We start from the raw sequence: 26,548 nt of genomic DNA, 5'->3' as shown, positions 1-26,548 counted from the left end.
TTTTCTTATTATAAACTTGTTTTACAGCCTCTATAATTTTTTGATTTCAATCTGTGGAAGAAGTTTCTCCATATCTTCCATCACAAAGAAACCGGTCTCCTCACGCATGGCTGCTGCCGCTGAGATCGCGCTGGCCCTGCGCAGGGTCTCTTCCAGGGAAAGTCCCTCGCTTAATCCAAGGGCAAAACCTGCGATCATGGAATCTCCACAGCCTACAGTATTTACTGCATCGATCTTCGGAACTATCGCACGGAAAATCCCCTCCTCGCCAACTGCCAAGGAGCCATCTGCTCCAAGAGAAACCGCTACGATCTCCACGCCACCGGCATGGATGGCTTTTGCCGCTTCGATGATATCGTTGATGTCATCACAGTGCTTTCCCGTAAGCATTCGGATCTCGTCGATATTGGGCTTGATCAGTGTTGGTGCTGCCTTGATTCCCTCTTCCAGAAGCTTTCCGCTGGTATCCAGGATCACCGGTTTTCCTGCGTCTTTGACAATCTTCACAAGACGCTGATAGGCAGTTCCGTCAAGTCCTTTGGGCACGCTGCCGGACATTGCAACAACAGAAGCGTCTTTTACAAGCTCGCGGAATTTTTTCTCAAATCCCTCAAAGTCTGCCTCTGTGAGAGTAAATCCCGGCTCCAGGAATTCGGTCTGCACGTGATTCACTTCATCCCAGATATTGATGCAGGAACGGCTCTCCGAGTCCACATGGTAAAAAGCGCTCTTGATGCCAAAAGGTTTCAGGGCATCTTCAATATAATTGCCTGCGTGGCCGCCCACAAAACCTGTGGCAACCACTTCGGCACCGTAAATGGACGCCGGCTTGGAGACATTCAGTCCCTTTCCGCCGGGAACATAGGTACATTCCCGTACCCGGTTCACTTCGCCCACTTTAAAATCATCTACTACATAACGCTTGTCAATGGCAGCGTTTAACGTTACAGTCAGGATCATATCAGTCTTCCTCATTGGAAAGAAGGATCTTTCCTTTTACAAGGCCCGGGGTCTTGAACAGCTGGAATGCTTCCTGTGCCTGGCTCATCGGGATCTTCTTGTAGATGAAGCCCGGATCAAATTTCAGCTGGCCGGTTGCAAAGTAATGCGCGGTCAGATCCCACTCACGTCCCGGATATGGTGCACTGTAGGACATCCAGGAACCGGTAAGTTTGAACTCTTTACGGTTCATATTCTCCCACTGTTTCGGTGTGAAAGTAAGGTTCTCATGAGGAGTACCGATAAAGCATACATGGGCTTTGTTTGCAGCAAGCTCAAATGCCATGTGCATAGTAGGAACTTGTCCGGCTGTCTCGAATACAAAGCCGTATCCTTTGCCGCCTGTGATGGCCATGGTCTTCTCCATGTAGCCTTCTTCTTTTGTGTTGATGACTTCATCTGCGCCGAGACGTTTTGCAAGGGCAAGTCTCTCATCGCTGATATCAAAAACTACGACTTTCTTGGAGCCGAAGATCTTTGTCCACTGCATGGTAAACATACCAACGGTACCGCCGCCCAGGATTGCCACATACTCACCGCCGTGGTAATCATTCTGGAATACACCGTGGATGGCTACGGTTGCAGGCTCAAACATAGCGCCCTGCTCATATGGAACATTGTCTGCAAACGGTACGGCATTTTTCTCAGGAACTACTACATAGTCCGCATTTGCTCCCTGCTCTCTAGAACCGATGAAGCTGTAATGTTTGCAGAGGGAGTAATTACCTTTCTGGCAGTCGTCACATTTCATACATGGAAGAAGCGGTGCACCGGATACACGGTCGCCGACTTTTACCTTGGTAACGCCTTCTCCGACTTCCACTACATCACCGGAAAACTCATGTCCAAGTACGATCGGATAAAAATGTACGCCGTGGTTTAATACACGAGGGATATCAGATCCACAAATTCCGGAATATCTTACTTTGATCTTTACGTGACCCGGAGTTACCTGTGGTTCTTCCACTTCCTGGTACTGGACATCTTCATTTGCTACTACTACTGCTGCTTTCATGATTATTTTTCCTCCTCATTTCTCATCATAGGTTCAAGAGATTTATAGAGATTTAAATAGGTTTTATAGGTTTTCTCATAAACGGCCCTGTTATCCGGGTTCGGTTCATGTCTTCTTGTTTCTTTTACGGTAAGGCGGATGGCTTCATCATAATCCTGATACATTCCAACGCCAATACCTGCCAGGATGGCTGCGCCAAGGGTTGTGGCTGTATCGGAGGACGGTACTACGATCGGTTTGCCGGTAATATCGGATTTGATCTGGGTCCAGAGAAGAGAGTTGGCGGATCCACCCATTGCGCGGAGAACTTCCACATCTGCTCCTGCCTCTTTTGCCACCTCAAGGTTGTGCTTCAGGGAAAGTGCCACGCCTTCCATGCAGGCACGTACCATATGAGCCTTGGTCTTGGCAAAATCCAGTCCATAGAATACACCTTTTGCGTTCGGGTTCCAGATTGGGGAACGCTCGCCGGACATATATGGAAGAAATACCACACCGTCACTGCCTGGAGCAATTTTTTCCGCGATCTCATTGAGCTGATCCAGGGAAGACCCTTTTTCCTCAGCTACAGAGCGCTCATAATCTGCAAACTCACGTTCAAACCAGCGCATTACACCACCGCCGCCGGTTGTGCCTCCCTGAAGGAGCCACTGTCCCGGAACTACGTGATATCCGAGGATCAGTCTGGGATCTGCCTTGTACTCGTCCATGCAGATACTCATTCCTCCGGCCTGTCCGCCCTGTTCCTGTGTCTCTCCCGGATGGATCACTCCGGCCCCCAGCGTTCCACATGCCGCATCCAGACCGCCGGCAACAACCGGTGTTCCCACAGCAAGGCCGGATTCTTCTGCTGCTTTCTCTGTAACCGTTCCCACAACATGGTCACAGTCGCAGATCTCAGGAAGAAATCCCATGGGGATTCCAAGTTTTTTGCACATTTCCTCATCCCAGGCTGCTTTTCTCATGTCAAAGCAGTGCAGGCCGTATCCCTGTGAAACATCCTGACTCATCACACCGGTCAGTTTGTAGGCAATGTAGCTGTTGGACTGCAGGATCTTGTCGATCTTTGCGTAAACTTCCGGGAGATTTTCTTTGTACCAGAGGATCTTTGCGGTTGTGTAGGATGGCTGAAGAGAATTACCGGATACTTCAAAAATCTTGTCCGCTCCGATTTCTTCGTTCAGTCTGTCGCAGATGGACTGTGCTCTGGTATCCATCCAGATCGGAGTGTTTGTAAGAACATTTCCGTCCTTGTCCATGGCAATGGCGGACCAGCTCTGGCCGTCAATGCCGATACCTGCGATCTCCTCCGGCTGGATTCCGGCTTTTTCGATCACTTTTTTTACTGCCTGACAGACAGCACTCCACCATTCTTCCGGATTCTGCTCTGCCCAGCCTTCTTTCGGATAATATACCGGATAATCACCATTGGCTGCTGCCACTACGGTTCCTGACTTTTCAAAAACCGCAACCTTGCAGGCACTGGTGCCGATATCAATACCAAGTAAATATGGTTTCATTATGAATTCTCCTTCTCCTTTAGCACACGCACGGATTTCCCCATAATAATTTCCGCGCCAAGCTTCTCTGTGATCGGCTCCGTTTCTTCGCTCTCTGCCTCTCCCAGCCGTTTCAGCATAATGCTCGCCACTTCCCTGGCAATGCCCGATGTAGGCTGTGCCACGATGGTAAGCTTGGGGCTGCAGGCTCTGGCAAACTGCAGATTATCAAAACCGATCATGGAAAGCTGTTCCGGAATTTTCAGATCCAGCTCATTCATTCCGATCACCGCCCCCATGGTCATCTCATAGTTGGTAACGAATACGGCTGTCATATCCGGATTGTCCGCCACAAGTTTCTCGATTCCTCTCACGCCACCCTGAATGGTATAGTCGCCGTGATAGATCAGCGATTCCCGTACCGGAAGATTTTCTTTTTCATATGCGCTTCGGTATCCCTGGAGACGTTCCTGCGCCGTGGAAATTTCCTCCGGGCCGCCGATAATCCCGATCTTACGGTGTCCTGCCTTAAAAAAAACTCTCATGGCATCCTCGGCCGCCTTCTCATTGTCCACAAGAACACTGTCGCAGGAAAGCTCCTGTATTCTTCGGTCAATGAGTACAATGGGCTTCCCGGTTTTCTGGAATTTTTTCAGATGATTGCCTTCAGCATCCACCGGCATGCTGATGATCCCATCCACACGTTTCCGGCTTAAAAATTCCACTGCGTCCCGCTCCAGTTTCTTATCGGTACGGCAGTCACAGACAATGGTAGCGTATCCGTGGCTTCGCAGCACATCCTCCATTCCTGTGATGATCTCCGCACAAAAGGTATTATTAAGCTCCGGGATCACTACCCCGATGGTCTTGGTGGCATTGGTCTTCAGGCCTCTTGCCACCTCATTGACCTCATAGTGCAGTTCCTCGATGGCTTCCTCGATCTTTACTCTGTTTTTTTCTCTTACGTTTCCGCCATTAAAATAAGAAGAAATCGTCGCAAGCCCAAGTCCCGTCCGCTTGGCAATATCTTTCATGGTTGCTGCCATACTGATCACTCCGTTTCTGCTTTTTACAGAAATTCCTTATTCTGCCTTTCCATCGCAGCCGCAGACTTTCATACGTGCCTCAACCAGCTCTTTCACTGCCTGGATGGCTTTCTTTCCGTATGCCTTCGGGTCGATGGTGTTCTCATTCTCTGCAAATGTCTCTTTTACTGCTTTGGAGTATGCTGCACGAAGCTCTGTTGCAAAATTTACTTTACAGATACCACGTTTTACACAATCACTGACATCCTCATCGCTGAGTCCGGATGCTCCGTGAAGAACAAGCGGGATATCTACAACTTCGCGGATCTCACTTAAGCGCTCTTTGTCAAGAACCGGTGTTCCTACATAGAAGCCATGTGCGGTTCCGATGGCAACTGCCAGAGAAGTAACACCTGTGCGCTCTACGAATTCTTTTGCTTCCTGCGGATCTGTGTTGGTGTCTGCCTCAGCCTCAAGGTCGTCCTCTTTACCGCCTACCTTACCAAGCTCAGCCTCACATGGAATGTTCAGGGCTGCTGCTACGTCCGCAACTCTCTTGGTCTCTTTGATATTGTCCTCAAAATCCAGTTTGGAACCGTCGATCATCACAGATGTGTAGCCTGCATGCATTGCCTGCATTGCAAGTTCAAAACTGCTGCCGTGGTCAAGATGAAGGCATACCGGAACAGAAGCCTTGGCTGCCTCTGCTGCCACGATTGCTGCGTAAGTCTCAACAGTACCATATTTGATCGTAGATGGTGTTGTCTGGATCATAACCGGTGCTTTCAGCTCCTCAGCTGCCTGGATGATCGCTTTCACCATTTCCATATTCTCTGCGTTGAAAGCTCCTACCGCATATCCGCCCTTCTGTGCTTTTAACAGCATTTCTTTAGATGTAACCAGTGGCATAATCTTTTCCTCCTTGGAATTATTGTGTTTATTTTTTATATTATTTCTTCATTTGATCCAGAAACCGAAACGTTTCTGTTTTAGTTCATCTTAACGCACCGAAACGTTTCTGTCAACTATAAAATTTTCATCATTTACAGGAAAATATTACCTTGAAAAGAAGACAAAATACCGTTAGATTAATAATTAAAAGTAATACAAACCTGTGGCCGGGCAGGTCCGTCTGATACTACCGGCAGCATAACAATTTCAGGAAGCGCTGTATCCCGTTCTGAATACCAGAAACGGATGCAGCATTTTCCGGAAATGTTATAAGTACACAATGATCTTAGGAGGATATGAACAATGTTAAAAGGAATTCCAGAAATCTTATCACCAGAATTACTGAAAGTTTTATGTGAGATGGGACACAGTGACCGTCTTGTAATCGCTGACGGAAACTTCCCGGTAGAATCCATGGGAAAAAATGCCATTACCATCCGCTGTGACGGACATGGTGTTCCGGAGATCCTGGATGCCATCCTGAAACTCTTCCCGCTGGATACCTATGTAGAACATCCGGTAAACCTGATGGAAGTAATGCCTGGTGATGACGTGGAGACACCGATCTGGGATACATATAAAGAGATCGTTTCCAAACATGACGAGCGTGGCGAGAAAGCCATCGGAAATATCGAGCGTTTCGCATTCTATGATGAAGCAAAAACTGCATACTGCATCATCTCCACAAGTGAGAAAGCACTTTATGCCAATGTAATGCTTCAGAAAGGTGTTGTGATCAACAACGACTGATCTTTCTTCTGAACTGCCTGATATATCATATATACACACATATTCAACCAGAAACTCCCGTTTCCATACTCTTTTCAGAGGAATGGAAACGGGAGTTTTGACTTTTTGTTTTTATCTTTTTCCTGATTTTGCAGCGTAACTTCCGCAGAGCGTTTTCCCTTCGGATGTTTTTACACCGGCACGGACCGCATAATAGTAGGTTGTCCCCTTCTTCGCCGTCTTATCCTCATAAGATACTGTAGTACTTCTGCCTGAGACAGTGCCTATTTTTTTCCAGGTGCTGTTTTTGGTCTTCCGGTAAACATCATAGAATGTTGCACGGCTCTGTGCCCTCCAGTAAAGTTTAAGTCCACTGGATGTTTTCTTCACAGCAGAAATTTTCTGGATATCCGGATAGGATAAAACAGCTCTGCTCTCCTTATAACTGCCAAAAACTTTCTTTCCGTCTACGTTACGGTATGCACGTACAGAATACGTATAAGACGTAATTCCCCGGATCTGGGAATCCTGATAGCTGGAAACATTACTTTTCACTTCAGCGATCCTCTCCCAGTCACTGTTCCCTGTTCTGCGATATACACGATAGCCGCTTGCTCCCGGAACTTTCCCCCAGGAAACTGTATTTTTCGGACCAGAAACCGCAGTCGCACTGGCTGCTGCTTTTGCAAGTTTTGTCTTTGCGGACACGGCAGTGGAAGCAGTTCCATAGAGCGTTGTTTTTCCTGTACATACATATGCTGCCCTGACACGGTAACTGTAGGTATTTCCTGTTTTTACAGTCGTATCACTCCAGCTTTGTATACTGGATTTCATACTCGTCAGTTTGCTTTCTTTTCCACCGTTTTCGCTTCGGTAGATCACATAATAGTTGCATCCCGTTACTGCTGACCAGGCCAGGTTGATCTTATTGTAGGCTTTGGAAGTAATCTTCAGCCCGGCAGGCTGTTTTAATTTCACGGTTACTTTACAGGATGCCTTGATTCCTTTCGCGTTATTTCCATAGCAGGAAATCGTCACTGTTCCGGGATGCTTCGCAGTTACCAGACCATTACTGCTGACTGTGGCAATATTCGTATCCGAACTCTCCCAGCTGATTCCGGACGTTGTCATCTCCGTTCTTGTTGCGGAAGCACTCAGAGATTTTTTCTCACCGGCATACATGGACAGAGATGTATTGGAAATCTGCATTTTTGCCGGGCTGTCCAGTGTTTTTGTATGGGCTTTGATCCGATAGGTAATTCCATAAATATCCCTCGTTTTGGTACTTAACACAAGATCCGCACCATCTTCCCATTCTTTCTGCGAATTCAGATAACGGAAACTCTGACCTGACAGAATCGAGGGTTCGAATTCGCACCAGCCATAAGAAACTTCTGCTTCCACATAATACTTAATAGTTGCATTTCCCGCATTCGTTACCACAATAGAGTAAGAACTTCCCTGGCTGATCAGTACCTCCGGGATCTGAAATGTCATAATTCCGGCCATCGGCTGTCTTAAAGTTACCGGTGTGGCATATGCCGGCGTTCCACTTGTGGGATCTTTTGCGTTTTTAAGGTTTGTATACACCTGCACTTTATAGGTATTGTTGGTCGTCAGAGCTGCAAGCGTCACTTCGCCAAGCTTCTCCGCCTTACCGTTTCCTGCAGAAGCACGGAAAACACTGGCAATCTTATCTCCGGCATACATCGCCAGGGCACTCAGCCCGCAGGTTCCGTCATAAAAATAATTATTGGTATACTTTGGCTGATTCGTTGCTGAAGCTGCCACCAGGTTGTTAATGGAACCATCCTGATAAGATAAGTAGAAATATCCATTTTTTCCCCAGTTTTCTCCCCAGCTGTTCTTGACGATCCATGCACCATCTGCAGTTACATTCGACGCTGTCTTAAAATTTTTTGCAGAATAATTGTCATCCCATCCCACTACTGTAACCAGATGGTTGATGCTTTTGGTACTGGACGGATAGGAGTATGCGGCTGTATCCGCATTGTAATATCGATTCTGTGCATTGTACATAAGGGTCACTGCATTATTCGCAAGCACCATTTTTTTCATTGCACTTACTGAATAATCGGAAAAATATGCATTCTTCAGATATGCCACCGCATCGTATTCCTTGGACGCATCCGGGATTACTCCGGTTTTCTTCGTATGTGTCTCATCTGTTGCCATCGGAACATCTTCTTCTGTTGTCATCCCTGACCAGGTGCTCAGAAAAAATGATGCGAGCATGTCATTTCCGGATTCATGATAATCCTGATTTCCATAGTCATCTGTTCCATAATGGTAATTAATATCACCGGCAGTATTTCCAAGAGGATCGTTATTCCGGTTTGCAAAAAAATACGCCAGATGTTCTTCAGAAAGATCATATGTTCCAAGGCCCTGTGAAAGGAGTGAAGTCTCCAGAAGTGATGCCATTCCAAATGCCCAGCACATTCCGTAGGGTTCCTGATTTTTCACAGAAGTTACGTATCCCAGATCCGCTGCATTATAGTAGGACGGATACGCCGCTGCCCGTGCCCCTGGAACATCCTCTGTATCATTTCCGATAGGCTCAACTGTCGTGTAACTGGTAAGGGAATCAAACGGAGCCAGCTGTTCTTTTTCTTCCTCTTCTGTCAGCGGACGCCCTTTGATATATTCTATTTGGGAGTCTTCCCCATCACCGGTTCCATCTCCAAATGTGTTCTCTGTAGAATCAGAAAAAACATTCTCCTCACTATCCGGCGAAGTCCAGTCTGTTCTGTCATCCTGATCCAGCTCCTCCGAAATATTGTCGTCACTTCCCTGCGAGATCTCTTCCGTTTCTGTATCTGAGGTTCCTGCCACAGATACTCCATCCGTATCGTTCTGCGTAGTTCCACCATCTTCAGCCCCTGCTTCAGATGATTCCCCGGTTTGACCCTGATTTCGTATGCTCTGACTTCTCTCTGTCTCATCCGCATCCGCTGACACGACTGCCGTATCACCGAAATCCGCAGCCATAACCGGCACCTGACTACCCGCGACAGCCACACTCAGAAATAATGGAAGCAATTTTTTCCTGAACAGTTTTGATCTTTTCACATGATTCTCCTCTTTTGCTTTAACTGTATGATTATCCTCTTTTTTTCAAATGATAACCGAAAATCCCGATCACTGCAAGCGCTGTCGCTGTCCCGATCCAGATAAAAGGATTCCTGTACCATACTTTTGTTTCTTTGAAGGATTTCGCAACGGAACCATTGACCGGTTTCGCATCTGTCTCTTCCTGTTCTTCTGTGGAAACCGGAGATATCTGTACTGCCGGACCATATACTTCCCCAGTTCCGCCGGAAGATACTTCTTTCTCTGTTCCGGAGACATCCGTACTGTCATCTGATTCCCGTGGCGTTCCTGATACGGCAATACCGTCATTCGGTTCCTGCCGGGTTTCGGATGATCCCGTCTGGTCATTCAGACCCTGTTCAATTCCGGTTCCTGCTGAATCTGCACCGGTTCCTTTCGTTATTCCGGCTGCTGCCAGCTCTTCATCCTTCGATGGTCGGAGTTCATCAAGAGGCACATATCCATGTCTTCCCTGATACTCGGTATAACCCCAGTTCTCGCCGTCTTTCTCCGTTTCCCCTTCAATATGCAGAACTGTTCCGTCTTTAATTTCAGTTCCGTTAAATTTTCCACTTTTTTTATCTGTTGACGGATAAATATCCACTCCGTCCTCACCGGAATCCACGGTCATATAATAATCCGTGCTGCTCTGCGGAAGTTCCACTTTCTCTGATCTGTCCGCATAAACCGGCATACTTACCGTCACTGTCAGCAAAGCCGCCAGCAGCACACCTTTTATTCTTTTCATTCTGTCTCCTCCATCCGTACCCGCATCTTCGTTTCCCGTATACGCAAAATCCTCTTATATTTCTCTTCTGCTCCGAAATATAAGAGGATCTTATCATTAGTAGTGGTACTGCCAGCGTTTCCTGTCTGGTGTATATGTTTTATGCCAGTTCTCTCTCGCACATATCCAGTGCAGACGCGATTACCGCATCCATATCATAATACTTGTACTCGCCAAGACGTCCGCCAAAGATTACCTTGGATTCCTTCTGTGCAAGTTCTTTATACTGTGCGTAAAGCTGTCCGTTCTTCTCATCATTAACCGGATAATATGGCTCATCGCCCGGTTTCCACTCAGAACTGTACTCACGGCTGATCACAGTCTTCGGAAGATCGTTGCCTTTCTCATCCTTGCCGAACTCAAACCATTTATGCTCAATGATACGTGTCCACGGTGTCTCAACATCTGTGTAGTTCACAGCTGCATTACCCTGGAAATTCGGCTTATCAAGAGTCTCATTCTCAAAACGGACAGAACGATACTCCAGTGTTCCAAGCTTATAATCAAAGTATGCGTCAATGGCACCTGTGTAGATAACCTTCTCAGCCATAGCATCATACTCAGCCTTCTTCTCAAGGTAATCCTCATTCAGACGAACCTCAATGCCGTCCAGGAGGTTCGCTACCATCTTCGTATATCCGCCAACCGGGATTCCCTGATAAAGAGCATTGAAATAGTTGTTATCAAAAGTCAGACGGACCGGAAGTCTCTTGATGATAAAGGAAGGAAGCTCTGTGCATGGACGTCCCCACTGCTTCTCTGTATAACCCTTGATCAGCTTCTCATAGATATCTGTACCAACCAGGCTGATTGCCTGCTCCTCAAGGTTCTTCGGTTCTGTGATACCAGCTGCCTTACGCTGCTCCTCGATTTTCTCAGCAGCCTCCTCCGGAGTCACAACCCCCCACATCTTATTGAAGGTATACATATTAAACGGAAGGCTGTACAGCTCACCATGATAATTGGCAACCGGGCTGTTTGTAAAACGGTTGAACTCCGCAAACTGTGTAATATAATTCCAGACCTTCTTATTATTGGTATGGAAAATATGTGCACCATACTTATGAACATTGATTCCCTCAATCTTCTCTGTGTACACGTTTCCTGCAATATTCGGGCGTTTGTCAATCACGAGAACAGATTTGCCCGCCTTCTTCGCCTCATGAGCAAAGACAGCACCGTAAAGACCGGCGCCTACGATAAGATAATCGTACATTCGTTTTTCTCCTTGTTGTTTGATGTGATTATTTTAACACCTGTGCTGCGGGTATGGCAAGTGTTCTTTTTTACCGACATATGTTATTTTCTTTTTGCATAAATGACTATTACATCACCATTGTATTCGTGTTCGGCGATCTTTTCATAGCCAAATCCAACCATTTCGTTCAACACATGTTTCATATCTCCTGATGCTTCTTTCTTATCAACGGCTATATAATATTTATTATTTTCTGAAATCAGTTCTTTTGCATTGTCATTATCCATAATAAGCTCCTTTCTTGCGGTTGTATGTCAAGCGGATATTCGCAATCCGCATTCGCTACGCAGTTCTACACCGAATAACTGCTTCGCAGATTCGGTTAAAACATTATTTGCAGTAATTTAATAACACCTCCAATAAATTAATTCCTATTCCATTACAATATTTCACAAAAGATTCTATTGATGGATTTCCATTATATGATTCAATTTTCGAAATCATCTGTTGTGTTAAACCTGTTCTCTGTGCAACATCTTTTTGCGTTAACTTTTTTTCTTTCCGGATTCTTTTCAGACATATAGCAATATTATAAATTTCCGTTTCTATCTCATATTGCTTTTTAAGTATCAAATCAGATGCTACTTCTTTTTTCAGCTCTTCTAATGCACCCATATTGCTATTTCCTTTTACAATAAACTAAATCAAAGACATCTTTATCCATTTTTATAACATTGAATATTTAAATATAATTTTGGATCTAGCATAACACTCATCACTCCTTTCTTTCATAAATTATATTTTTTCGAAACTATATAAACACTCTTAGGACTTCTGCCTGAGAGATCAATTCTCTCAGGCACTAATGCTCCAGTGGTATTTTCTATATATGTTCTCTGTGAATAAGCGGATTTTTTAACATTCGTTTTTCCCTGTCAACAGCGGTTTTCTTATCTGTCTTTTCCGTCTTATTTTTCTGTTTATGCTCCGTTATATATACAATATTTATAGTATTATCCAAACCCCTGTAATAAAATATACGCACATCTTTCTTCTTAATTTCGTAAAGTGTTGGCGTAATCTTTTTATCAATCGGTCTCGTAGTAAAGTTCTCTAGTCCATCCTTTAGTATTCCCTCCAGCACAGTTAATACTATCGGCTTTACTTCGTTTGAAAGATTACTTAAAATATTTTTACCACCGGAGGTCCTATACACGAAAATCTGTTCCATATAGTTCCTCCACAACAACTGTTGGTTGTATTTTTCTGTAGTTTATACCATATGTTCAAAATTGTCAAGCCTGTTGACAATAAAATCTATAAGCGCAAAATCCCGCATAGTGACATACTCCCACCACTTAAATCTTATAGATTTTGATGTGGGGGTTCCTGCTCAATTGCCCTTCAGAGCAAAGATAAAACAGGCTATCCCCGCGTGTCCCGCGGTTTTTATAAGTACGGATGCGAACTTTTTATTGTGTTATCATGCACATTCTATAAGGATCCGTTTTCCTTCGTTCATGATATTGAATGCCGCATTCACATCACGATCCATTCTGTTTCCACATTCACAGTAATAAATTCTTTCAGATAAAGACAAAATCTGGATGTGTCTGTACAAAGAACAGAAATTAATTTTGTGAGATTTTCCTGAGATATGATATTAAAAGAATGTTCTATTATTTTAGGATAACGAAATTCCAGCTGAGAAAGATGATTGATATATCCCTGCTTTTCTCCATATTGAAGGATACTGTGGAATAAAATAAGAATGTTTTTTATGGTGCGGGAAGAAAGCCCTTCTTTTTTCAGTTTTTCGGAAAATCTGTATATAGAATCTGATGAGATATATTTTACAGGAATGTCCCCAAATTCAGGAATAATATGTATGCTGATCAAAGTTTCATAACAGGTATAAGTACTGATCTTTACAGTGTATCGAACAGATGCCAGCCATTCCTGATTAAGGTTCCGAAAGAGGATTTTTCTTCCGATATTTGTCTGTGGCCTGTTTTTACATAAAATTGCCAGCTTTTTCTTTTTTACAGAATCATAAGTGTGAGCATATACATAGCCATACTGAATCCGGCCATTTTGGTCACGGGATTTTTCATAGCGCGCTTCCCATCTTCCATCTTTTCTCTTTCTGATATTTTCCCCTTTTCTAGGCATAATTGCAGTCTCCTTTTTCATTCATTATAGCAAAAGCCTGACCATTTTTGTGACCACGAATCGGCGAAAAAAGGAAGCCAGGTGGCGTATTTAGGAATATCTCACACCCAAAAAGAGCATAACCTGCTAAATATAGTGCATTTTTCGTAGCTTGACAACACATATTGCCGATGCTATCATTGTTTATGATTCGGAAACTATGTATAATTGAGAAAAACAGGTGTCGCTTATGGAAATGATAAGCGACATTTTTACCCCCAAAAAACAGGCAGGCCTCTCTTATAAAAAGAAGCCTGCCTGTTTTTATTTATGATATGTATTTACCGTTTCTTAATCCTCGTATCCATTCGGATTCTGGCTCTGCCATTTCCAGGAGTCTGCACACATCTCGCGGATTCCGTTCTCTGCTTTCCAGCCAAGTTCTCTCTCAGCTTTGGATGCATCGGAGTAGCAGGTTGCGATGTCTCCAGGGCGGCGTGCTTTGATCACGTATGGGATCTTAACACCTGTAGCTGCCTCGAAGTTCTTAACGATGTCGAGAACGCTGTAGCCTTTACCTGTTCCAAGGTTGTAAATGCTTAATCCGGATTTATCTTCCAGTTTCTTGAGGGCTTTTACATGGCCTTTGGCAAGATCTACTACGTGGATGTAGTCACGGACACCTGTTCCGTCCGGTGTATCGTAATCGTTTCCGAATACGCCGAGTTCTTTCAGTTTACCTACTGCAACCTGTGTGATGTATGGCATCAGGTTGTTCGGGATACCGTTCGGGTTCTCACCGATGGTTCCGCTCTTATGAGCACCGATCGGGTTGAAGTAACGAAGAAGAACTACATTCCACTCCGGATCTGCCTTCTGGATATCTGTAAGGATCTGCTCCAGCATGGATTTCGTCCAGCCATATGGGTTGGTGCACTGTCCCTTCGGGCACTCCTCTGTGATCGGGATGATTGCCGGATCTCCGTATACGGTCGCTGAGGAAGAGAAAATAATATTCTTGACATTATGCTTTCTCATCACATCCACAAGTGTCAGGGTTCCTGCGATATTGTTCTCATAATATTCCCATGGTTTGGCAACGGATTCACCTACTGCTTTCAGTCCTGCGAAATGAATACAGGAGTCGATCTCTTCTTTGTCAAAAACTTCATTCATTGCGTCACGGTCCAGAATATCTGCTTTATAGAATTTCACCGGTTTTCCTGTGATCTTGGATACTCTGTCCAGAGCCTTCTCACTGGAATTACATAAATTGTCAACTACTACAACATCATATCCTGCGTTCTGCAGTTCTACAACGGTATGACTTCCAATGTATCCTGCTCCACCTGTTACTAAAATTGCCATAGTTTTTCTCCTCCTCTACTGGATCTAACTGTTCCTGTTTATTTTAGCACTGTTCCACTGTTTCCACAATAGCTGAAACCCAGGTTTACTACCTGACTTTTCCCATATCTTTGGAAGTTTCTCAGAAATTTCCGGTTAATCCCAAAGTCCCTGCGGATAAAGTCCCTGATCTTTCAGTTTCTGGATTGCCGCAACCACTACCGGTTTGTCTTCTTTATAAGTGACTCCGTACCATTTATCCTGTGTGGTAAGGACTTTGACGGTCGCTTTCTTTTCTTTTAAAAGTTCATCCACTACAAACGGAAGGAAATATTCACATTTCAGAGGATTCTCCGGAATATTCTTCTGGAGAAATACAGGAAAACGGTTTACCAGCTCTTTCATAAAACCGCCGGTAAAGCCCCACATGTTCATGGATACCGGTGTGTCTCCCGGAAGGCTGATCCATGTTTTTCCATCGTCTTCTGTGTAGGCTGCTCCGCCATCACGTTTCTCGATGTGGGTTCTCTCATTGATGTCCGCAAGATACCCATCTGCATCTGTCTCGCAGACACCACGGGATACATAACCGTTGTCTGTCAGTGTATTCTCCAGACGATAACCCACCATCATATACTGGGCAGGAACGGCATCCTCCTGCGCCTGAGCCAGAAAATCATATGCCATCTTAAAAGCATGTGTTCCATAATAATCATCTGCATTGATCACCACAAACGGGCCGTCAATAACTTCAGCACAGCTTAATACGGCATGTCCCGTTCCCCACGGTTTCACACGTCCTTCCGGAACCTGAAAGCCTTCCGGAATATTATTCAGATCCTGATGGACATACACGATTTCCACCTTATCGCTTAAACGGTCACCGATGGCATCGCGGAAATCCTGCTCGTTTTCTTTTTTTATGATAAATATTACTTTTTTAAAGCCTGCACGTACTGCATCATAAATGGAAAAGTCCATGATGATATGACCTTCCTGATCTACAGGATCGATCTGCTTCAGTCCGCCGTAGCGGCTTCCCATTCCTGCTGCCATTACTACCAGAACCGGCTCTTTCATAATCTTGTTCCTCCTGCTATTTTAGAGATTCGGGGATTTTTCCCCTTACATAGTTCGGGCCGGTCAGATTCTCATCCGGCCGGCCTTTGAACCTCGTTTTATTATACTACACTTCCCCTGGAAATCCTACTGCTTCTTTCCATTTTATCCCCGGGCCTGATCTTTTCCAGGAAAAACAATCTCCATTCTGGTTCCCTCACCCTGCTCACTTTCCACATGGATCTGTGCATGATGAAGGGTTGCTCCATGTTTTACAATGGAAAGGCCAAGCCCTGTTCCGCCAGTCTGCCTGGAATGGCTTTTGTCCACCCTGTAAAAACGCTCAAAGATCCTGCCCTGTTCACTTTTCGGAATGCCGATTCCATCGTCTACCACACAGTAAAACGGATTTCCCTTACGGTTTCCGACCATGATACGCACATGACCATTCTGTTCTGTATAGCGCACCGCATTATCCGCAATGTTAAAAAACATCTCATACAGCACATGACGGACACCCTGGATCTTCTCGGAACTTCCTGTAAGCTCCAGGGATATATTTTTCTTTTCCGCTGGATGACGGAGATTGTTCTGTACATCTTCCGCAAGCTCATAAAGGTCCACTTCCTCAAAAGGAACTTCACTGTTGCTTTCATCCAGTCTGGACAGCTGTATGATATCTGCTACCAGATTGGAAAGACGTACCGCCTCATGATAAATCCTTCCGGAAAATTCCTGGACATGATCTGCCGGAACCATTCCGTTCATCATCAGCTCCGCATATCCGGAAATGGACATCAGCGGTGTTTTCAGCTCATGGGATACATTGGCCGAAAATTCTTTCCGGATTTCTTCGGCCTCTTTCAGCTCTTTTACCTGCTGCCGGATCTGACGGTTCTGCTCATCCACCCGCACAAGAAGGGGGCGTAATTCTTCGTAGCACACATTGTTCAGCGGATGCTCCAGGTCCAGATCATTGATCGGTTTGATCAGCTCCCTGGTCTGCCTCTCGACAAACGCAAACTCCAGGATCAGGACCAGTACCATCAGGATTCCAAGAACCGCAAGGCTTGAAATCCAGGTAGAATATACAGAATCTACCGTCTTTCCTACCCTTAAGACATTCCCGTTATCCAGCCGCACCGCATAATAAAAAGTCTTTTTGGCAAATGTCTCGGAATAACGGATACTTTCACTTTTTCCGTCTTTTTCCGCTTCCATAAACTCCGGACGGTTGCTGTGATTTTCCAGTTTTTCCGGGGATGTCTGGGAATCAAAAAGTACGGTTCCGTCTTTTTGGATCAGTGTTACACGGCTGGAGGATACTGCCCGCAGTCTTTTTGAGAGAAACGTATCTCCATATTCTTCCATGCCAAGGCAGATGTACCTGGCCTCCTCGCGGACCCCATTTTGCATGTAAGTGTTGAATTTACTGTAAGTGACCACACTTGCTGCCAGAAAGGTGATCAGGACAGCAAGGACGATCATAATACTTGTATGATTCAGGATCTTTTTTTTCATAAGTGATCTCCGATCCGGTATCCGACTCCGCGCACAGTCTCGATCAGATTTCCTGCCTCACCCAGTTTCTGCCGGAGGGTTCGCACATGTACATCCACCGTTCTTGTCTCACCGTCAAAATCATATCCCCAGACATGACACAAGATCTGATTTCTGGACATAACCAGGCCTTTATTCTCAAGAAGATACTCCAGCAGTTCAAATTCCTTTCTGGTAAGCTCTTTCAATTCGCCCTGATAGCTGACTTCATGACGGGCTACATTAACCCGGAGGTCTTTGCAGTGCAGTTCCCGCTCCTCGTTCTGTCTTGCGCAGCGCCTGAGAACTGCTTTTACCCTGGCTACAAATTCCATCATTCCAAAAGGCTTCGTGATATAATCATCCGCACCGCCCTCCAGACCTTTCACCTTATCAAATTCCGCTTCTTTGGCAGTGACCATGATCACCGGGATATCCCTGGTCCTGGTATCGCTTTTCAGCCGTTTCAGAATATTATATCCATCTTCTCCCGGGAGCATAATGTCCAGAAGGATCAGTTCCGGCAGGCTTTTTTTCATCGCTGCGTCAAACTCCACTCCTGTCTCAAACCCCTCCGCCTCGAATCCGGTTGTCTCCAGGGTATAGACAAGAAGCTCCCGGATGTTTCGTTCATCTTCCACACAGTAGATCATTCCACATCCCTCTCCGTTCGTTACACCGGCTGTTTTTTTGTCAGCCGTATTTTTATTTTTTCTGTTTTCAGTATAACTATTTTCTTTTTACTGCACAAGCCCTGGTTCTCCACACTTTTGCGGATAGCCAGGGCATATGAAAGCCGACATTTCTATCAGCCTTTTATGATTCTGTTTTTTATGCACCAGCGGTTACTGTTTTATCCTTTGCTATTTCTTCGGATAATGTTGGAAGCTGATACTGTCTGCGGATCAGCTCCAGTTCCCGGTAGAATGTTTCATCCGGGCTGTGCTTGATCTGTTTCAGGTGCTGATGCGTATCAAAGGAATCTTCATGAACCTGGGTTACACAGACGCCGATGTTGGAACAGTGGTCTGCCACCCTCTCCAGGCTGGTAGTCACATCAGAAAGGATAAATCCCATTTCAATGGTACATTCTCCTGCGCGAAGTCGCTGGATATGACGGTATTTCAGCTCCTTGCTCAGCTCATCGATCACTTCTTCCAGAGGTTCGATCTCACGGGCCAGCTGTACATCCTGATTTTCGTAAACCTTATAGGCGATATCCACGATATCCTCCACCGCATGTTCCATGACACGAAGTTCCTCCAGAGCTTTTTCGGAGAACTTCAGTCCTTTTTCATGAAGCTCCTGGGCAGATTCCATAATATTCACGCCGTGATCGGAAATTCTCTCAAAATCACCGATACAGTGAAGCATAATGGAAATGCTGTGGCTGTCATGCACAGAAAGATCTTTCTGGTTCAGTTTTACAAGATAGGTTCCAAGCTCATCCTCGTAACGGTCCACCTTTTTTTCCGATTCTTCAACTGCCTTCTTTCCGTCTGCACTGTAATGCTTCAGGAGATCCAGAGCTGTAAACAGAGTTCTGTGGGAATCCTCTGCCATTTTTTTTGCGGCATTTCGGCTCTGCTCAACTGCAAATGAAGGCTTTTCCAGAAAACGGCTCTCCAGGATCATGAAATCCGGATCTGCTGCCACAGCTGTCTCGGTTTCTTCTTTTTTGTCCCGGATGGTAAGACAGGCAAGTTTCTCCAGCCATTTTCCAAAAGGAAGCAGAACCAGTGTTGCTGTAACATTAAAGGCACTGTGCAGGATCGCGATTCCCGCCGGTGTTGCAGCCTGTGGCATAAATGAAAAATGCACTGCCGCATTTACCGTATAGAATACTGCCATAAAAAGCACAGTTCCGATCAGGTTAAAATACAGATGGATCATTGCCGCACGTTTGGCATTTACATTCGCACCAATGGCAGAAAGAATAGCTGTGATACAGGTTCCGATATTCTGTCCCATGATGATCGGAAGCGCTGCACTGAACGGTACCATTCCGGTAAGGCAAAGTGCCTGCAGGATACCGACAGATGCGGAAGATGACTGAATGATCGCAGTAAGCACCGCACCGGCCACAACTCCCAGCAGAGGATTTGAAAATTTCACAAGCATTCCGGTAAATTCCGGTACATCTGCCAGCGGTTCAACAGCTCCGCTCATGGCACTCATTCCATACATCAGAATTGCAAATCCCACAAAAATGGTTCCCACATCTTTTTTCTTCTGGCTCTTTGTAAACATGATCAGAATTACGCCAACCAGAGCAAGAATCGGTGAAAATGATGTCGGTTTAAAAAGCCGGATAATAAAGTTATCACTCTGGATTCCGGTAAGACTTAAGATCCAGGATGTTACTGTGGTACCGATATTTGCACCCATGATAATTCCCACTACCTGGGAAAGTTTCATGATTCCCGAGTTTACAAAACCTACAACCATAACCGTGGTTGCTGATGAAGACTGGATCACAGCGGTTACACCCATTCCTAGAAGAACCGCTCTGATCGGGCTCGATGTAAGGGTTTCCAGAATACGTTCCAGTTTTCCACCTGCGACTTTCGCAAGTCCGTCTCCCATTAAGTTCATTCCATAAAGGAAAATAGCAAGGCCGCCAAGCAATGCCAGTACGCTGAAAAAGTCCATAATACTCTCCTTCACTTTCTCTTTTAGATATGTTTGATTTCCTTTTTTCTCATTTCAACGTTTTTCATGATAGCGGCCCTTTGTAAAGTTTTCCCCACCGGAATGTAAAATCTATGTAAAAAAATAAGACAAAAGACCTGATTGCAGGTCTTCTGCCTTAGATTCTTTTTCGTGATAATTCTCCGGTAATCCGGATTTTCAGAGAAGTGTCCTATATATCGGACACCGGTTTTCTGTAATTGAAAGCTTCAATCAGAATCCGCGGATCTCCTCATCCTCGGAACCTGTTTTATCGATAGACTTGATCACAAGGTAATAACTGTAATCATCATTGACCTTCACTTCGACCCGGTCACCGACGCGATGTCCCCGAAGTGCTTTTCCAATAGGGGATTCAATGCTGACACGGTTCTCCATGGAATTTCCACGGATGGAAGTGACTAGCTTGTACTTTTCCACTTCATTGTCTTCTTCAAAAAGCACTTCTACGATATCATCCATCCCCACTTCATCATCTCTGGAATCATCGGATACAATGGATGCCGTCTTCAGCATTCTCTCCAGATAACGGATACGGCTCTCGTTCTGGTTCTTATGTTTCTTGGCTGCATAGTACTCAAAGTTCTCACTTAAATCTCCCTGGGCACGTGCTTCCTTAACTGCCTCAATGGCTTCCTTACGGACTACCAGTTTACGGTGTTCGATCTCCTGCTCTATTTTTTCAACATCCTTGCGGGTAAGCTGTTCTCTCATTCTTCTGGCATCTCCTTTTCTTTACAGCATTCAGGCTGATCCTGCATCTGTTCTACACTTCCTGCAGTCCTGTGTCACGGATACAGAATTTCCCGAAAGGTTACCGGAAATACCATAGCAGATACGCCTCACTTTGTCAAACAGCGCAGGCCTGTTCTTCTTCTCTGTGCTGATGCACCCGCTGTTCAATATAACCTGCCATATGTTCCTTGGGAATATCCAGTAGCATGGAAAATTCAGAATAGAGATGATCCTCTGCCAGTTTCAGATACCGTTCATCTGTAGCGGTTGTTTTTTTGCCATGAGATAATCTGGCCTGTTTGCGAATATAGATTGTCTTGATGATCCGGAGAAGATCTCTGCATTCGCAGGTGCGGATACATTTTTTGTAGCTGTCTTCCCTGAATTTTTCGTTCTCAATACTCAGTGTCTCTATGGAAGGAATTTCGTCGATCAGTTTCTCAGCTTCTTCTTTTGTAATGATTCCACGAAGCACCTGTTTCCCGCCTTCCACCGGTGTAAAAATCTTTCCTTCCGTCTCCCCTCCCGGCCTTAATATATAATAAAGTCTCTCCGAGGAGGAACCGTCCATCTTCATTGTAGTAACTCCCGTCACCTGGCAGATTCCGGTACGGCCATACACAACATATTCGCCTGTTTCAAACATTTTTCCACATCCTTTCATTTTTTGCTTTTTCTTCTGTTATCGTGGCGTCTTATTGTGCTCTGTGAGCATTTCAATGTCCTTGAATTGCTCTAATGAAAACTCCCTGCCAGGGTATATATCCGGACAGGGAGCTTCTCACTGAGGATTCTATCCTTATTTTACTACTTTTCCCATTTATTTGCAAAAGAATTCAAAAAGTTTTTTTATTTTTGTGAAATATGCTCATAATAGAGAGTTTATACTTTTTGTGCAGTTTTTACAGCCTGTAGCCGGTATTTTTCCGAAAATAAAAGACTGTACACCTTTTTATTTCCCGGTGTACAGTCCGTTCTTTCTGGTATCTGTTATAATTCTTCTTTTTTCTTTCTTCCCAGACGGATATCTTCCATATGAGACTTTAATTCCGGGGTCATGCTGTCAAAGAGATATGTTTTGCTACTGTCTCGGCGTTCCTGCCATTCTTCCCTCATCTGCTGCTTTGCGGAGGCAATCTCCTCTTTAAAACCGCGGGCTGAGATTCTGGCAGCTCCCTGGCCCATGATGATGATCTGTTCCAGGCCATCGGATGTGGCAACTGTCACATTATGTTTCCGTCCGATTTTATGGACAGTACGCTCAATATACTGGTCTGCGGTCTCTGCTTCTCTGGTATAAACCACATGGATGTTATGGTACTGGAAGGTTTCCTCCGGATGGCCTTCCACACGGTAAGCGTCAAATACCAGGATCAGGATACAGCCTTTGATGCCCTGATAATCACTTAATATGTCCATTAAACGGGTCTGGGCCGCATGAAAATCAGCCTGGGCAAGATCTCTTAAATCTTCCCATGCAAAAATAATGTTGCATCCATCTACCAGAAGATAGTCGTCTCTGTGGATGGCAGGATTGCTGTTTCTCCAGGCACCCTGACTGGTTTTCCCCGGAAGTTCTGAGGTCTGAGACCGTTTTCCACTGTTTCCGAAAAAACTGCTGCCGCTTTCCAGATTTCCGAAGCTTCTGCTGTTGCTGTTATATTTCTTCGATTTCACAGGGCCGAAGGTTTTCTCAAAGATTGCCTTCAGCTCTTTCTCCTCTTCGTAGCTTCCATACATCGAAGTATATTTCCCACAGGAGTTGTTTCCTGTCCCATAACTGGTACTGTACGTATCTTTTCCCTGCCCGGAATATCCTCTTCCGGAAGCTTCCGCAGTTCCCGTACTGCTGTCACCGGAATCATCATACGCATCGTCCCAGTCCTGGATCTCTGCACCGTCCAGATGCATATATTCCTCTACCTCATACCACGGAACCACAAAACCTGCTCCGTGAGCACAGAATACAGATCCCGTAGGATTCTCAAGATCTCTCTCGGAATCATAGCCGATCTCCTGGACGATCTGCTCCTGATCCTGGCATGGTTCATAGCCTTTCAGCGTACAGGTGAGATGGCCTTTTCCTCTTGTGTAGGAAATTACCTGGCTCTGATAATCCCGCATTTTTGCAACCGGTGCACTGCCTGTGATCACAGCCAGTTCTCCCTCTGTCTCCGGTCCCTGGAAGTTTCCCTGCATCCGCTGGATATCGGTCATGGCACGGCCTACATTTTCGGCCGGAAGTTCCAGACGGAAGCTGTAGTATGGTTCCAGAAGAATGGTTTTCGCTTTTTTGAGGCCCTGACGCACTGCACGGTAAGTTGCCTGACGGAAGTCTCCGCCTTCCGTGTGTTTCTGATGTGCCCGTCCGGTAAGAAGAGTGATCTGCATATCGGTGATCGGTGATCCTGTAAGTACACCAAGATGCTCTTTTTCTTCCAGATGGGTGAGGATCAGGCGCTGCCAGTTCCGATCCAGCTGGTCTTCACTTGCCGCTGTAAAAAACTGCAATCCGCTTCCTCTCTCCCCCGGTTCCAGAAGAAGATGCACTTCCGCATAATGACGCAATGGTTCAAAATGTCCTACGCCTTCCACCGGTGCGGCAATGGTTTCCTTATATACAATATTTCCGGTTCCGAACTCCACAGCCACATGGAAGCGTTCCCAGATGAGATGTTTCAGAATCTCAATCTGCACCTCCCCCATCAGCATGGCATGGATTTCCCCCAACTGCTCATCCCACATAATGTGAAGCTGCGGTTCTTCCTCTTCCAGCTCTTTCAGGCTTTTCAGCATCTTGTGGGCATCGCAGCCCTCCGGAAGGATGATCTGATAATTCAGCACCGGCTCCAGAACCGGCATGACAGACTCCCGCTCAACACCCAGGCCCTCTCCCGGATAGGTTTCGGTAAGGCCTGTTACCGCACAGACGGTTCCTGCCTCCGCTTCTTTGAGCATCTCAAACTTCGCACCGGAATAAATGCGGATCTGATCCACTTTTTCCTCCCAGATCTCTTCTTCCGGAATTCCTTTTCTCCCTGCATTGGTAAGCGTTTCTTTTACTTTCAGGCTGCCGCCTGTGATCTTCATGTAAGTCAAGCGGTTACCCTGATCATCCCTGGCGATCTTGAAAATTTTTGCACCGAATTCAGATGGGCAAACAGGCGCTGCCATATAGGTTTCCATACCGTGAATGAATGCATCTACGCCTTCCATTTTCAGAGCTGAGCCAAAGAAACAGGGGAAAAGCTTCCGCTCCAGGATCAGCTTTACCACAGCTTTCTTTTTGATAATCCCTGTTTCAAGAAAGTTTTCCAGAAGATTTTCATCACATACGGCGATATTTTCCAGAAAATCATCGGTTCCGTTGATATAGTCGCTTTTTTTGCTGTCTGCAAAACGTCCATCATGATCCATCTGCTTTTCCACTCCGGATTCATTTTCAGGCTCACCGGAAGTTTTCCCGAAGTTATCCACCTGCTGCATGGCTTTCCCGGATTCTTCTGCACCGTGGCACTCCAGTTCTCCACCAAAATCCACACAGTTTCCACTTAATTTCTTCTTCAGCTCCTGAAGAAGCCCCTCTCTGTCTGTTCCGTCCTGATCCATTTTGTTCACAAAAAGAAATGTGGGGATCTTATACTGTTCAAGAAGTCTCCACAGTGTCTGGGTATGGCCCTGCACACCATCCGCTCCGTTGATCACCAGAATCGCATAATCCAACACCTGCAGTGTGCGCTCCATTTCCGCAGAAAAATCCACATGCCCTGGAGTATCCAGAAGCGTCACATTAAACGCTCCCATAGAAAAAACTGCCTGCTTGGAAAAAATGGTAATGCCTCGTTCCCGTTCCAGTTCATACGTATCCAGATATGCGTCTTTATGATCCACACGTCCGATCTTCCGGATCCTTCCGCATTTAAAAAGCAGGCCTTCCGATAAAGTTGTCTTTCCTGCATCTACGTGAGCCAGCACACCCAGGCTTATTTGTTTCTGTTCTTGTATCTTCTGAGGTTTTTCACCCATGAAATACCCCTTTCTTTTCTATCGTAATTACATCATCAGAAAATCTTTGTCGTCCACTTGCTCATATCCCATACTTCATTTACCACATCCTGATAAAATTCCGGCTCATGGCAGATGAGAAGGATACTTCCGCGGTATTCACGGAGAGCTTTTTTCAGCTCGTCTTTTGCATCCACATCCAGATGGTTGGTGGGCTCATCCAGAAGCAGGATATTGGTATCACGGTTCACCAGTTTGCAGAGACGGACCTTTGCCTGCTCACCACCGCTTAAGACACGGACCTGGCTTTCGATGTGTTTGGTTGTAAGGCCGCATTTTGCCAGTGCGGAACGTACCTCATACTGGGAAAATGACGGGAATTCCTGCCACAGTTCTTCGATACAGGTGGTCTTGTTCTCGCCTTTTACTTCCTGCTCAAAATATCCAATTTCGAGATTTTCTCCCTGCTCCACACTTCCGGAGATCGGTTTGTTCAGGCCAAGAAGGCTTCGTAACAGTGTCGTTTTACCGATACCATTGGTTCCTACCAGGGCAATCTTCTGTCCACGCTCCATGGTAAAATTCAGCGGTTTGGAAAGTGGTTCATCATATCCGATGACCAGATCATGTGTTTCAAAAAGCATCTTGCCCGGTGTGCGTCCATAGCGGAAGTTAAACTCCGGCTTCGGCTTCTCTGCTGCCAGCTCGATCACATCCATCTTGTCCAGTTTCTTCTGGCGGGACATGGCCATATTTCTTGTAGAAACACGTGCCTTGTTTCTTGCTACGAAGTCTTTCAGCTCACTGATCTCCTGCTGCTGTTTTCGGTAGGCAGCCTCCAGCTGTGCCTTCTTAACCACATAGACTTCCTGGAAATGGTCGTAGTCTCCTACGTAACGGTTCAGTTCCTGATTTTCCATGTGATAGATGATATTAACTACAGAATTCAGGAACGGAATATCGTGTGAAATGAGGATAAAGGCGTTTTCATAATCCAGAAGATATCTTTTCAGCCATGCAATGTGTTCCTCATCCAGATAGTTGGTTGGCTCATCCAGAAGCAGGATGTCCGGCTTCTCAAGAAGCAGTTTGGCAAGGAGTACCTTAGTTCTCTGGCCTCCGCTTAAGTCTGTAACATCACGGTCCAGTCCCAGATCCAGAAGTCCCAGTGCCCGGGCAACTTCCTCTACTTTTGCATCAATGGCGTAAAAATCATGAAGTGTCAGTTCGTCCTGGATGGTTCCGAGTTCTTCCATCAGTGCATCCATCTCGTCAGGATCTGCAGTTCCCAGTTTGTCGCAGATCTCGTTCATGCGCTCTTCTTTTTTCAGAAGGGGATCAAAAGCAGATTTCAGCACCTGGCCAATGGTCATGCCTTTTTCCAGCACTGCATGCTGATCCAGATAGCCTGCGTGGACATTTTTTGCCCATTCTACTTTTCCTTCATCTGGCATCAGCTTTCCGGTTACGATGCTCATAAATGTGGACTTTCCTTCGCCGTTGGCGCCTACAAGTCCAATGTGTTCTCCCTTCAGAAGACGGAAAGACACGTCTTCAAAAATCGCTCTGTCTCCAAATCCGTGAGTCAGGTGTTCTACATTTAAAATACTCATTTGTTATATTCCTTTATTGTTGTGATTTTTGTATTATATTTGTTTTCCTTTATGCTGCCATCCCGATGGGATCCCTGTTTGCAGGATTCCT

General features: G+C 45.5%; 22 protein-coding genes and 1 pseudogene. 1 reads left to right on the top strand and 22 read right to left on the bottom strand.

What is annotated here, in order from left to right; genetic code table 11:
* Positions 1 to 30: 30 nt before the first annotated feature.
* Genes pfkB through AC04Q6_RS12410 form a run of 5 tightly spaced genes read right to left on the bottom strand, consistent with a single transcriptional unit; the run spans position 31 to position 5,447 of the window.
* Positions 31 to 960 carry a 1-phosphofructokinase gene (gene pfkB / locus AC04Q6_RS12430; protein ID WP_119247781.1) on the bottom strand — a complete coding sequence of 310 codons (930 nt, stop codon included), beginning with the start codon at positions 958 to 960 and terminating at the stop codon, positions 31 to 33.
* 1 nt (position 961) lies between these two features.
* A complete protein-coding gene (locus AC04Q6_RS12425) occupies positions 962 to 2,014 on the bottom strand; it encodes an alcohol dehydrogenase catalytic domain-containing protein (RefSeq protein ID WP_476389707.1) in 1,053 nt (350 codons plus the stop codon).
* A gap of 2 nt (positions 2,015 to 2,016) precedes the next feature.
* Entirely contained in the window at positions 2,017 to 3,534 is a 1,518-nt protein-coding gene (xylB, locus tag AC04Q6_RS12420) for a xylulokinase (RefSeq protein ID WP_119247780.1), read from the bottom strand.
* Positions 3,534 to 4,559: a LacI family DNA-binding transcriptional regulator gene (locus AC04Q6_RS12415; protein WP_021977841.1), complete on the bottom strand. Its 1,026-nt coding sequence runs from the start codon at positions 4,557 to 4,559 to the stop codon at positions 3,534 to 3,536. The genes xylB and AC04Q6_RS12415 overlap by 1 nt, the downstream gene beginning before the upstream one ends.
* Before the next feature lie 36 nt (positions 4,560 to 4,595).
* On the bottom strand, positions 4,596 to 5,447 hold the full coding sequence (locus tag AC04Q6_RS12410; RefSeq protein ID WP_118061953.1) for a class II fructose-bisphosphate aldolase: 852 nt from the start codon (positions 5,445 to 5,447) through the stop codon (positions 4,596 to 4,598).
* A 345-nt stretch (positions 5,448 to 5,792) separates the two neighbouring features.
* On the opposite strand from AC04Q6_RS12410, the gene AC04Q6_RS12405 reads away from it, so the two are divergent.
* Positions 5,793 to 6,239 (top strand): RbsD/FucU family protein, encoded by a 447-nt coding sequence (locus AC04Q6_RS12405; RefSeq protein WP_021977839.1) that lies wholly within the window; start codon positions 5,793 to 5,795, stop codon positions 6,237 to 6,239.
* Between the two features lie 111 nt (positions 6,240 to 6,350).
* Here AC04Q6_RS12405 and AC04Q6_RS12400 read toward each other — a convergent pair whose 3' ends face one another.
* From AC04Q6_RS12400 to AC04Q6_RS12320, 17 genes and pseudogenes are all read right to left on the bottom strand, one after another.
* Positions 6,351 to 9,311 (bottom strand): C1 family peptidase, encoded by a 2,961-nt coding sequence (locus AC04Q6_RS12400; RefSeq protein WP_119247779.1) that lies wholly within the window; start codon positions 9,309 to 9,311, stop codon positions 6,351 to 6,353.
* Between the two features lie 31 nt (positions 9,312 to 9,342).
* A complete protein-coding gene (locus AC04Q6_RS12395) occupies positions 9,343 to 10,080 on the bottom strand; it encodes a hypothetical protein (RefSeq protein ID WP_021977837.1) in 738 nt (245 codons plus the stop codon).
* 139 nt (positions 10,081 to 10,219) lie between these two features.
* Positions 10,220 to 11,335, bottom strand: coding sequence for a UDP-galactopyranose mutase (gene glf, locus AC04Q6_RS12390; protein WP_119247778.1), 1,116 nt, complete (start codon positions 11,333 to 11,335; stop codon positions 10,220 to 10,222).
* Positions 11,336 to 11,418: 83 nt separating this feature from the next.
* Positions 11,419 to 11,604, bottom strand: coding sequence for a hypothetical protein (locus tag AC04Q6_RS12385; RefSeq protein ID WP_021977835.1), 186 nt, complete (start codon positions 11,602 to 11,604; stop codon positions 11,419 to 11,421).
* Between the two features lie 103 nt (positions 11,605 to 11,707).
* On the bottom strand, positions 11,708 to 11,992 hold the full coding sequence (locus AC04Q6_RS12380) for a helix-turn-helix domain-containing protein (protein ID WP_021977834.1): 285 nt from the start codon (positions 11,990 to 11,992) through the stop codon (positions 11,708 to 11,710).
* Positions 11,993 to 12,200: 208 nt separating this feature from the next.
* Complete coding sequence (locus AC04Q6_RS12375; RefSeq protein WP_118061956.1) at positions 12,201 to 12,548, bottom strand: hypothetical protein; 348 nt, start codon at positions 12,546 to 12,548, stop codon at positions 12,201 to 12,203.
* A gap of 252 nt (positions 12,549 to 12,800) precedes the next feature.
* Positions 12,801 to 12,917, bottom strand: a complete 117-nt coding sequence (locus AC04Q6_RS12370) for a transposase (protein WP_244096011.1) — start codon at positions 12,915 to 12,917, stop codon at positions 12,801 to 12,803.
* A 221-nt stretch (positions 12,918 to 13,138) separates the two neighbouring features.
* Positions 13,139 to 13,489 (bottom strand): annotated as a pseudogene (locus tag AC04Q6_RS12365) (tyrosine-type recombinase/integrase); the annotation flags it as partial.
* A 330-nt stretch (positions 13,490 to 13,819) separates the two neighbouring features.
* Positions 13,820 to 14,836, bottom strand: coding sequence for a UDP-glucose 4-epimerase GalE (gene galE / locus AC04Q6_RS12360; RefSeq protein WP_118061961.1), 1,017 nt, complete (start codon positions 14,834 to 14,836; stop codon positions 13,820 to 13,822).
* A 135-nt stretch (positions 14,837 to 14,971) separates the two neighbouring features.
* A complete protein-coding gene (locus tag AC04Q6_RS12355) occupies positions 14,972 to 15,895 on the bottom strand; it encodes a sugar phosphate nucleotidyltransferase (RefSeq protein WP_118070961.1) in 924 nt (307 codons plus the stop codon).
* Between the two features lie 144 nt (positions 15,896 to 16,039).
* Positions 16,040 to 17,395 carry a sensor histidine kinase gene (locus AC04Q6_RS12350; protein WP_118070962.1) on the bottom strand — a complete coding sequence of 452 codons (1,356 nt, stop codon included), beginning with the start codon at positions 17,393 to 17,395 and terminating at the stop codon, positions 16,040 to 16,042.
* Positions 17,392 to 18,066 (bottom strand): winged helix-turn-helix domain-containing protein, encoded by a 675-nt coding sequence (locus tag AC04Q6_RS12345; protein ID WP_021977828.1) that lies wholly within the window; start codon positions 18,064 to 18,066, stop codon positions 17,392 to 17,394. Before AC04Q6_RS12345 ends, AC04Q6_RS12350 begins: the two co-directional genes overlap by 4 nt.
* Positions 18,067 to 18,244: 178 nt before the next feature.
* Positions 18,245 to 20,065, bottom strand: coding sequence for a Na/Pi cotransporter family protein (locus AC04Q6_RS12340; protein ID WP_118070963.1), 1,821 nt, complete (start codon positions 20,063 to 20,065; stop codon positions 18,245 to 18,247).
* Between the two features lie 252 nt (positions 20,066 to 20,317).
* Positions 20,318 to 20,818: a transcription elongation factor GreA gene (gene greA / locus AC04Q6_RS12335; protein WP_021977826.1), complete on the bottom strand. Its 501-nt coding sequence runs from the start codon at positions 20,816 to 20,818 to the stop codon at positions 20,318 to 20,320.
* A gap of 136 nt (positions 20,819 to 20,954) precedes the next feature.
* Positions 20,955 to 21,485 carry a CarD family transcriptional regulator gene (locus AC04Q6_RS12330; protein WP_021977825.1) on the bottom strand — a complete coding sequence of 177 codons (531 nt, stop codon included), beginning with the start codon at positions 21,483 to 21,485 and terminating at the stop codon, positions 20,955 to 20,957.
* Between the two features lie 344 nt (positions 21,486 to 21,829).
* Entirely contained in the window at positions 21,830 to 24,865 is a 3,036-nt protein-coding gene (locus AC04Q6_RS12325; RefSeq protein WP_118070964.1) for a translation factor GTPase family protein, read from the bottom strand.
* A 35-nt stretch (positions 24,866 to 24,900) separates the two neighbouring features.
* Positions 24,901 to 26,457, bottom strand: a complete 1,557-nt coding sequence (locus tag AC04Q6_RS12320; protein WP_021977823.1) for an ABC-F family ATP-binding cassette domain-containing protein — start codon at positions 26,455 to 26,457, stop codon at positions 24,901 to 24,903.
* Positions 26,458 to 26,548 lie beyond the last annotated feature (91 nt).

It is taken from the genome of Blautia sp. HA9023 (assembly GCF_056504095.1).
This window is presented reverse-complemented; position numbering and strand designations above follow the sequence as displayed.

What these genes read in the sequence shown, in the direction of transcription:
- pfkB (WP_119247781.1), bottom strand. Translation starts at nt 960, where the DNA reads ATGATCCTGACTGTAACGTTAAACGCTGCCATTGACAAGCGTTATGTA.
- AC04Q6_RS12425 (WP_476389707.1), bottom strand. Translation starts at nt 2,014, where the DNA reads ATGAAAGCAGCAGTAGTAGTAGCAAATGAAGATGTCCAGTACCAGGAA.
- xylB (WP_119247780.1), bottom strand. Translation starts at nt 3,534, where the DNA reads ATGAAACCATATTTACTTGGTATTGATATCGGCACCAGTGCCTGCAAG.
- AC04Q6_RS12415 (WP_021977841.1), bottom strand. Translation starts at nt 4,559, where the DNA reads ATGGCAGCAACCATGAAAGATATTGCCAAGCGGACGGGACTTGGGCTT.
- AC04Q6_RS12410 (WP_118061953.1), bottom strand. Translation starts at nt 5,447, where the DNA reads ATGCCACTGGTTACATCTAAAGAAATGCTGTTAAAAGCACAGAAGGGC.
- AC04Q6_RS12405 (WP_021977839.1), top strand. Translation starts at nt 5,793, where the DNA reads ATGTTAAAAGGAATTCCAGAAATCTTATCACCAGAATTACTGAAAGTT.
- AC04Q6_RS12395 (WP_021977837.1), bottom strand. Translation starts at nt 10,080, where the DNA reads ATGAAAAGAATAAAAGGTGTGCTGCTGGCGGCTTTGCTGACAGTGACG.
- glf (WP_119247778.1), bottom strand. Translation starts at nt 11,335, where the DNA reads ATGTACGATTATCTTATCGTAGGCGCCGGTCTTTACGGTGCTGTCTTT.
- AC04Q6_RS12385 (WP_021977835.1), bottom strand. Translation starts at nt 11,604, where the DNA reads ATGGATAATGACAATGCAAAAGAACTGATTTCAGAAAATAATAAATAT.
- AC04Q6_RS12380 (WP_021977834.1), bottom strand. Translation starts at nt 11,992, where the DNA reads ATGGGTGCATTAGAAGAGCTGAAAAAAGAAGTAGCATCTGATTTGATA.
- AC04Q6_RS12375 (WP_118061956.1), bottom strand. Translation starts at nt 12,548, where the DNA reads ATGGAACAGATTTTCGTGTATAGGACCTCCGGTGGTAAAAATATTTTA.
- galE (WP_118061961.1), bottom strand. Translation starts at nt 14,836, where the DNA reads ATGGCAATTTTAGTAACAGGTGGAGCAGGATACATTGGAAGTCATACC.
- AC04Q6_RS12355 (WP_118070961.1), bottom strand. Translation starts at nt 15,895, where the DNA reads ATGAAAGAGCCGGTTCTGGTAGTAATGGCAGCAGGAATGGGAAGCCGC.
- AC04Q6_RS12350 (WP_118070962.1), bottom strand. Translation starts at nt 17,395, where the DNA reads ATGAAAAAAAAGATCCTGAATCATACAAGTATTATGATCGTCCTTGCT.
- AC04Q6_RS12345 (WP_021977828.1), bottom strand. Translation starts at nt 18,066, where the DNA reads ATGATCTACTGTGTGGAAGATGAACGAAACATCCGGGAGCTTCTTGTC.
- AC04Q6_RS12340 (WP_118070963.1), bottom strand. Translation starts at nt 20,065, where the DNA reads ATGGACTTTTTCAGCGTACTGGCATTGCTTGGCGGCCTTGCTATTTTC.
- greA (WP_021977826.1), bottom strand. Translation starts at nt 20,818, where the DNA reads ATGAGAGAACAGCTTACCCGCAAGGATGTTGAAAAAATAGAGCAGGAG.
- AC04Q6_RS12330 (WP_021977825.1), bottom strand. Translation starts at nt 21,485, where the DNA reads ATGTTTGAAACAGGCGAATATGTTGTGTATGGCCGTACCGGAATCTGC.
- AC04Q6_RS12325 (WP_118070964.1), bottom strand. Translation starts at nt 24,865, where the DNA reads ATGGGTGAAAAACCTCAGAAGATACAAGAACAGAAACAAATAAGCCTG.
- AC04Q6_RS12320 (WP_021977823.1), bottom strand. Translation starts at nt 26,457, where the DNA reads ATGAGTATTTTAAATGTAGAACACCTGACTCACGGATTTGGAGACAGA.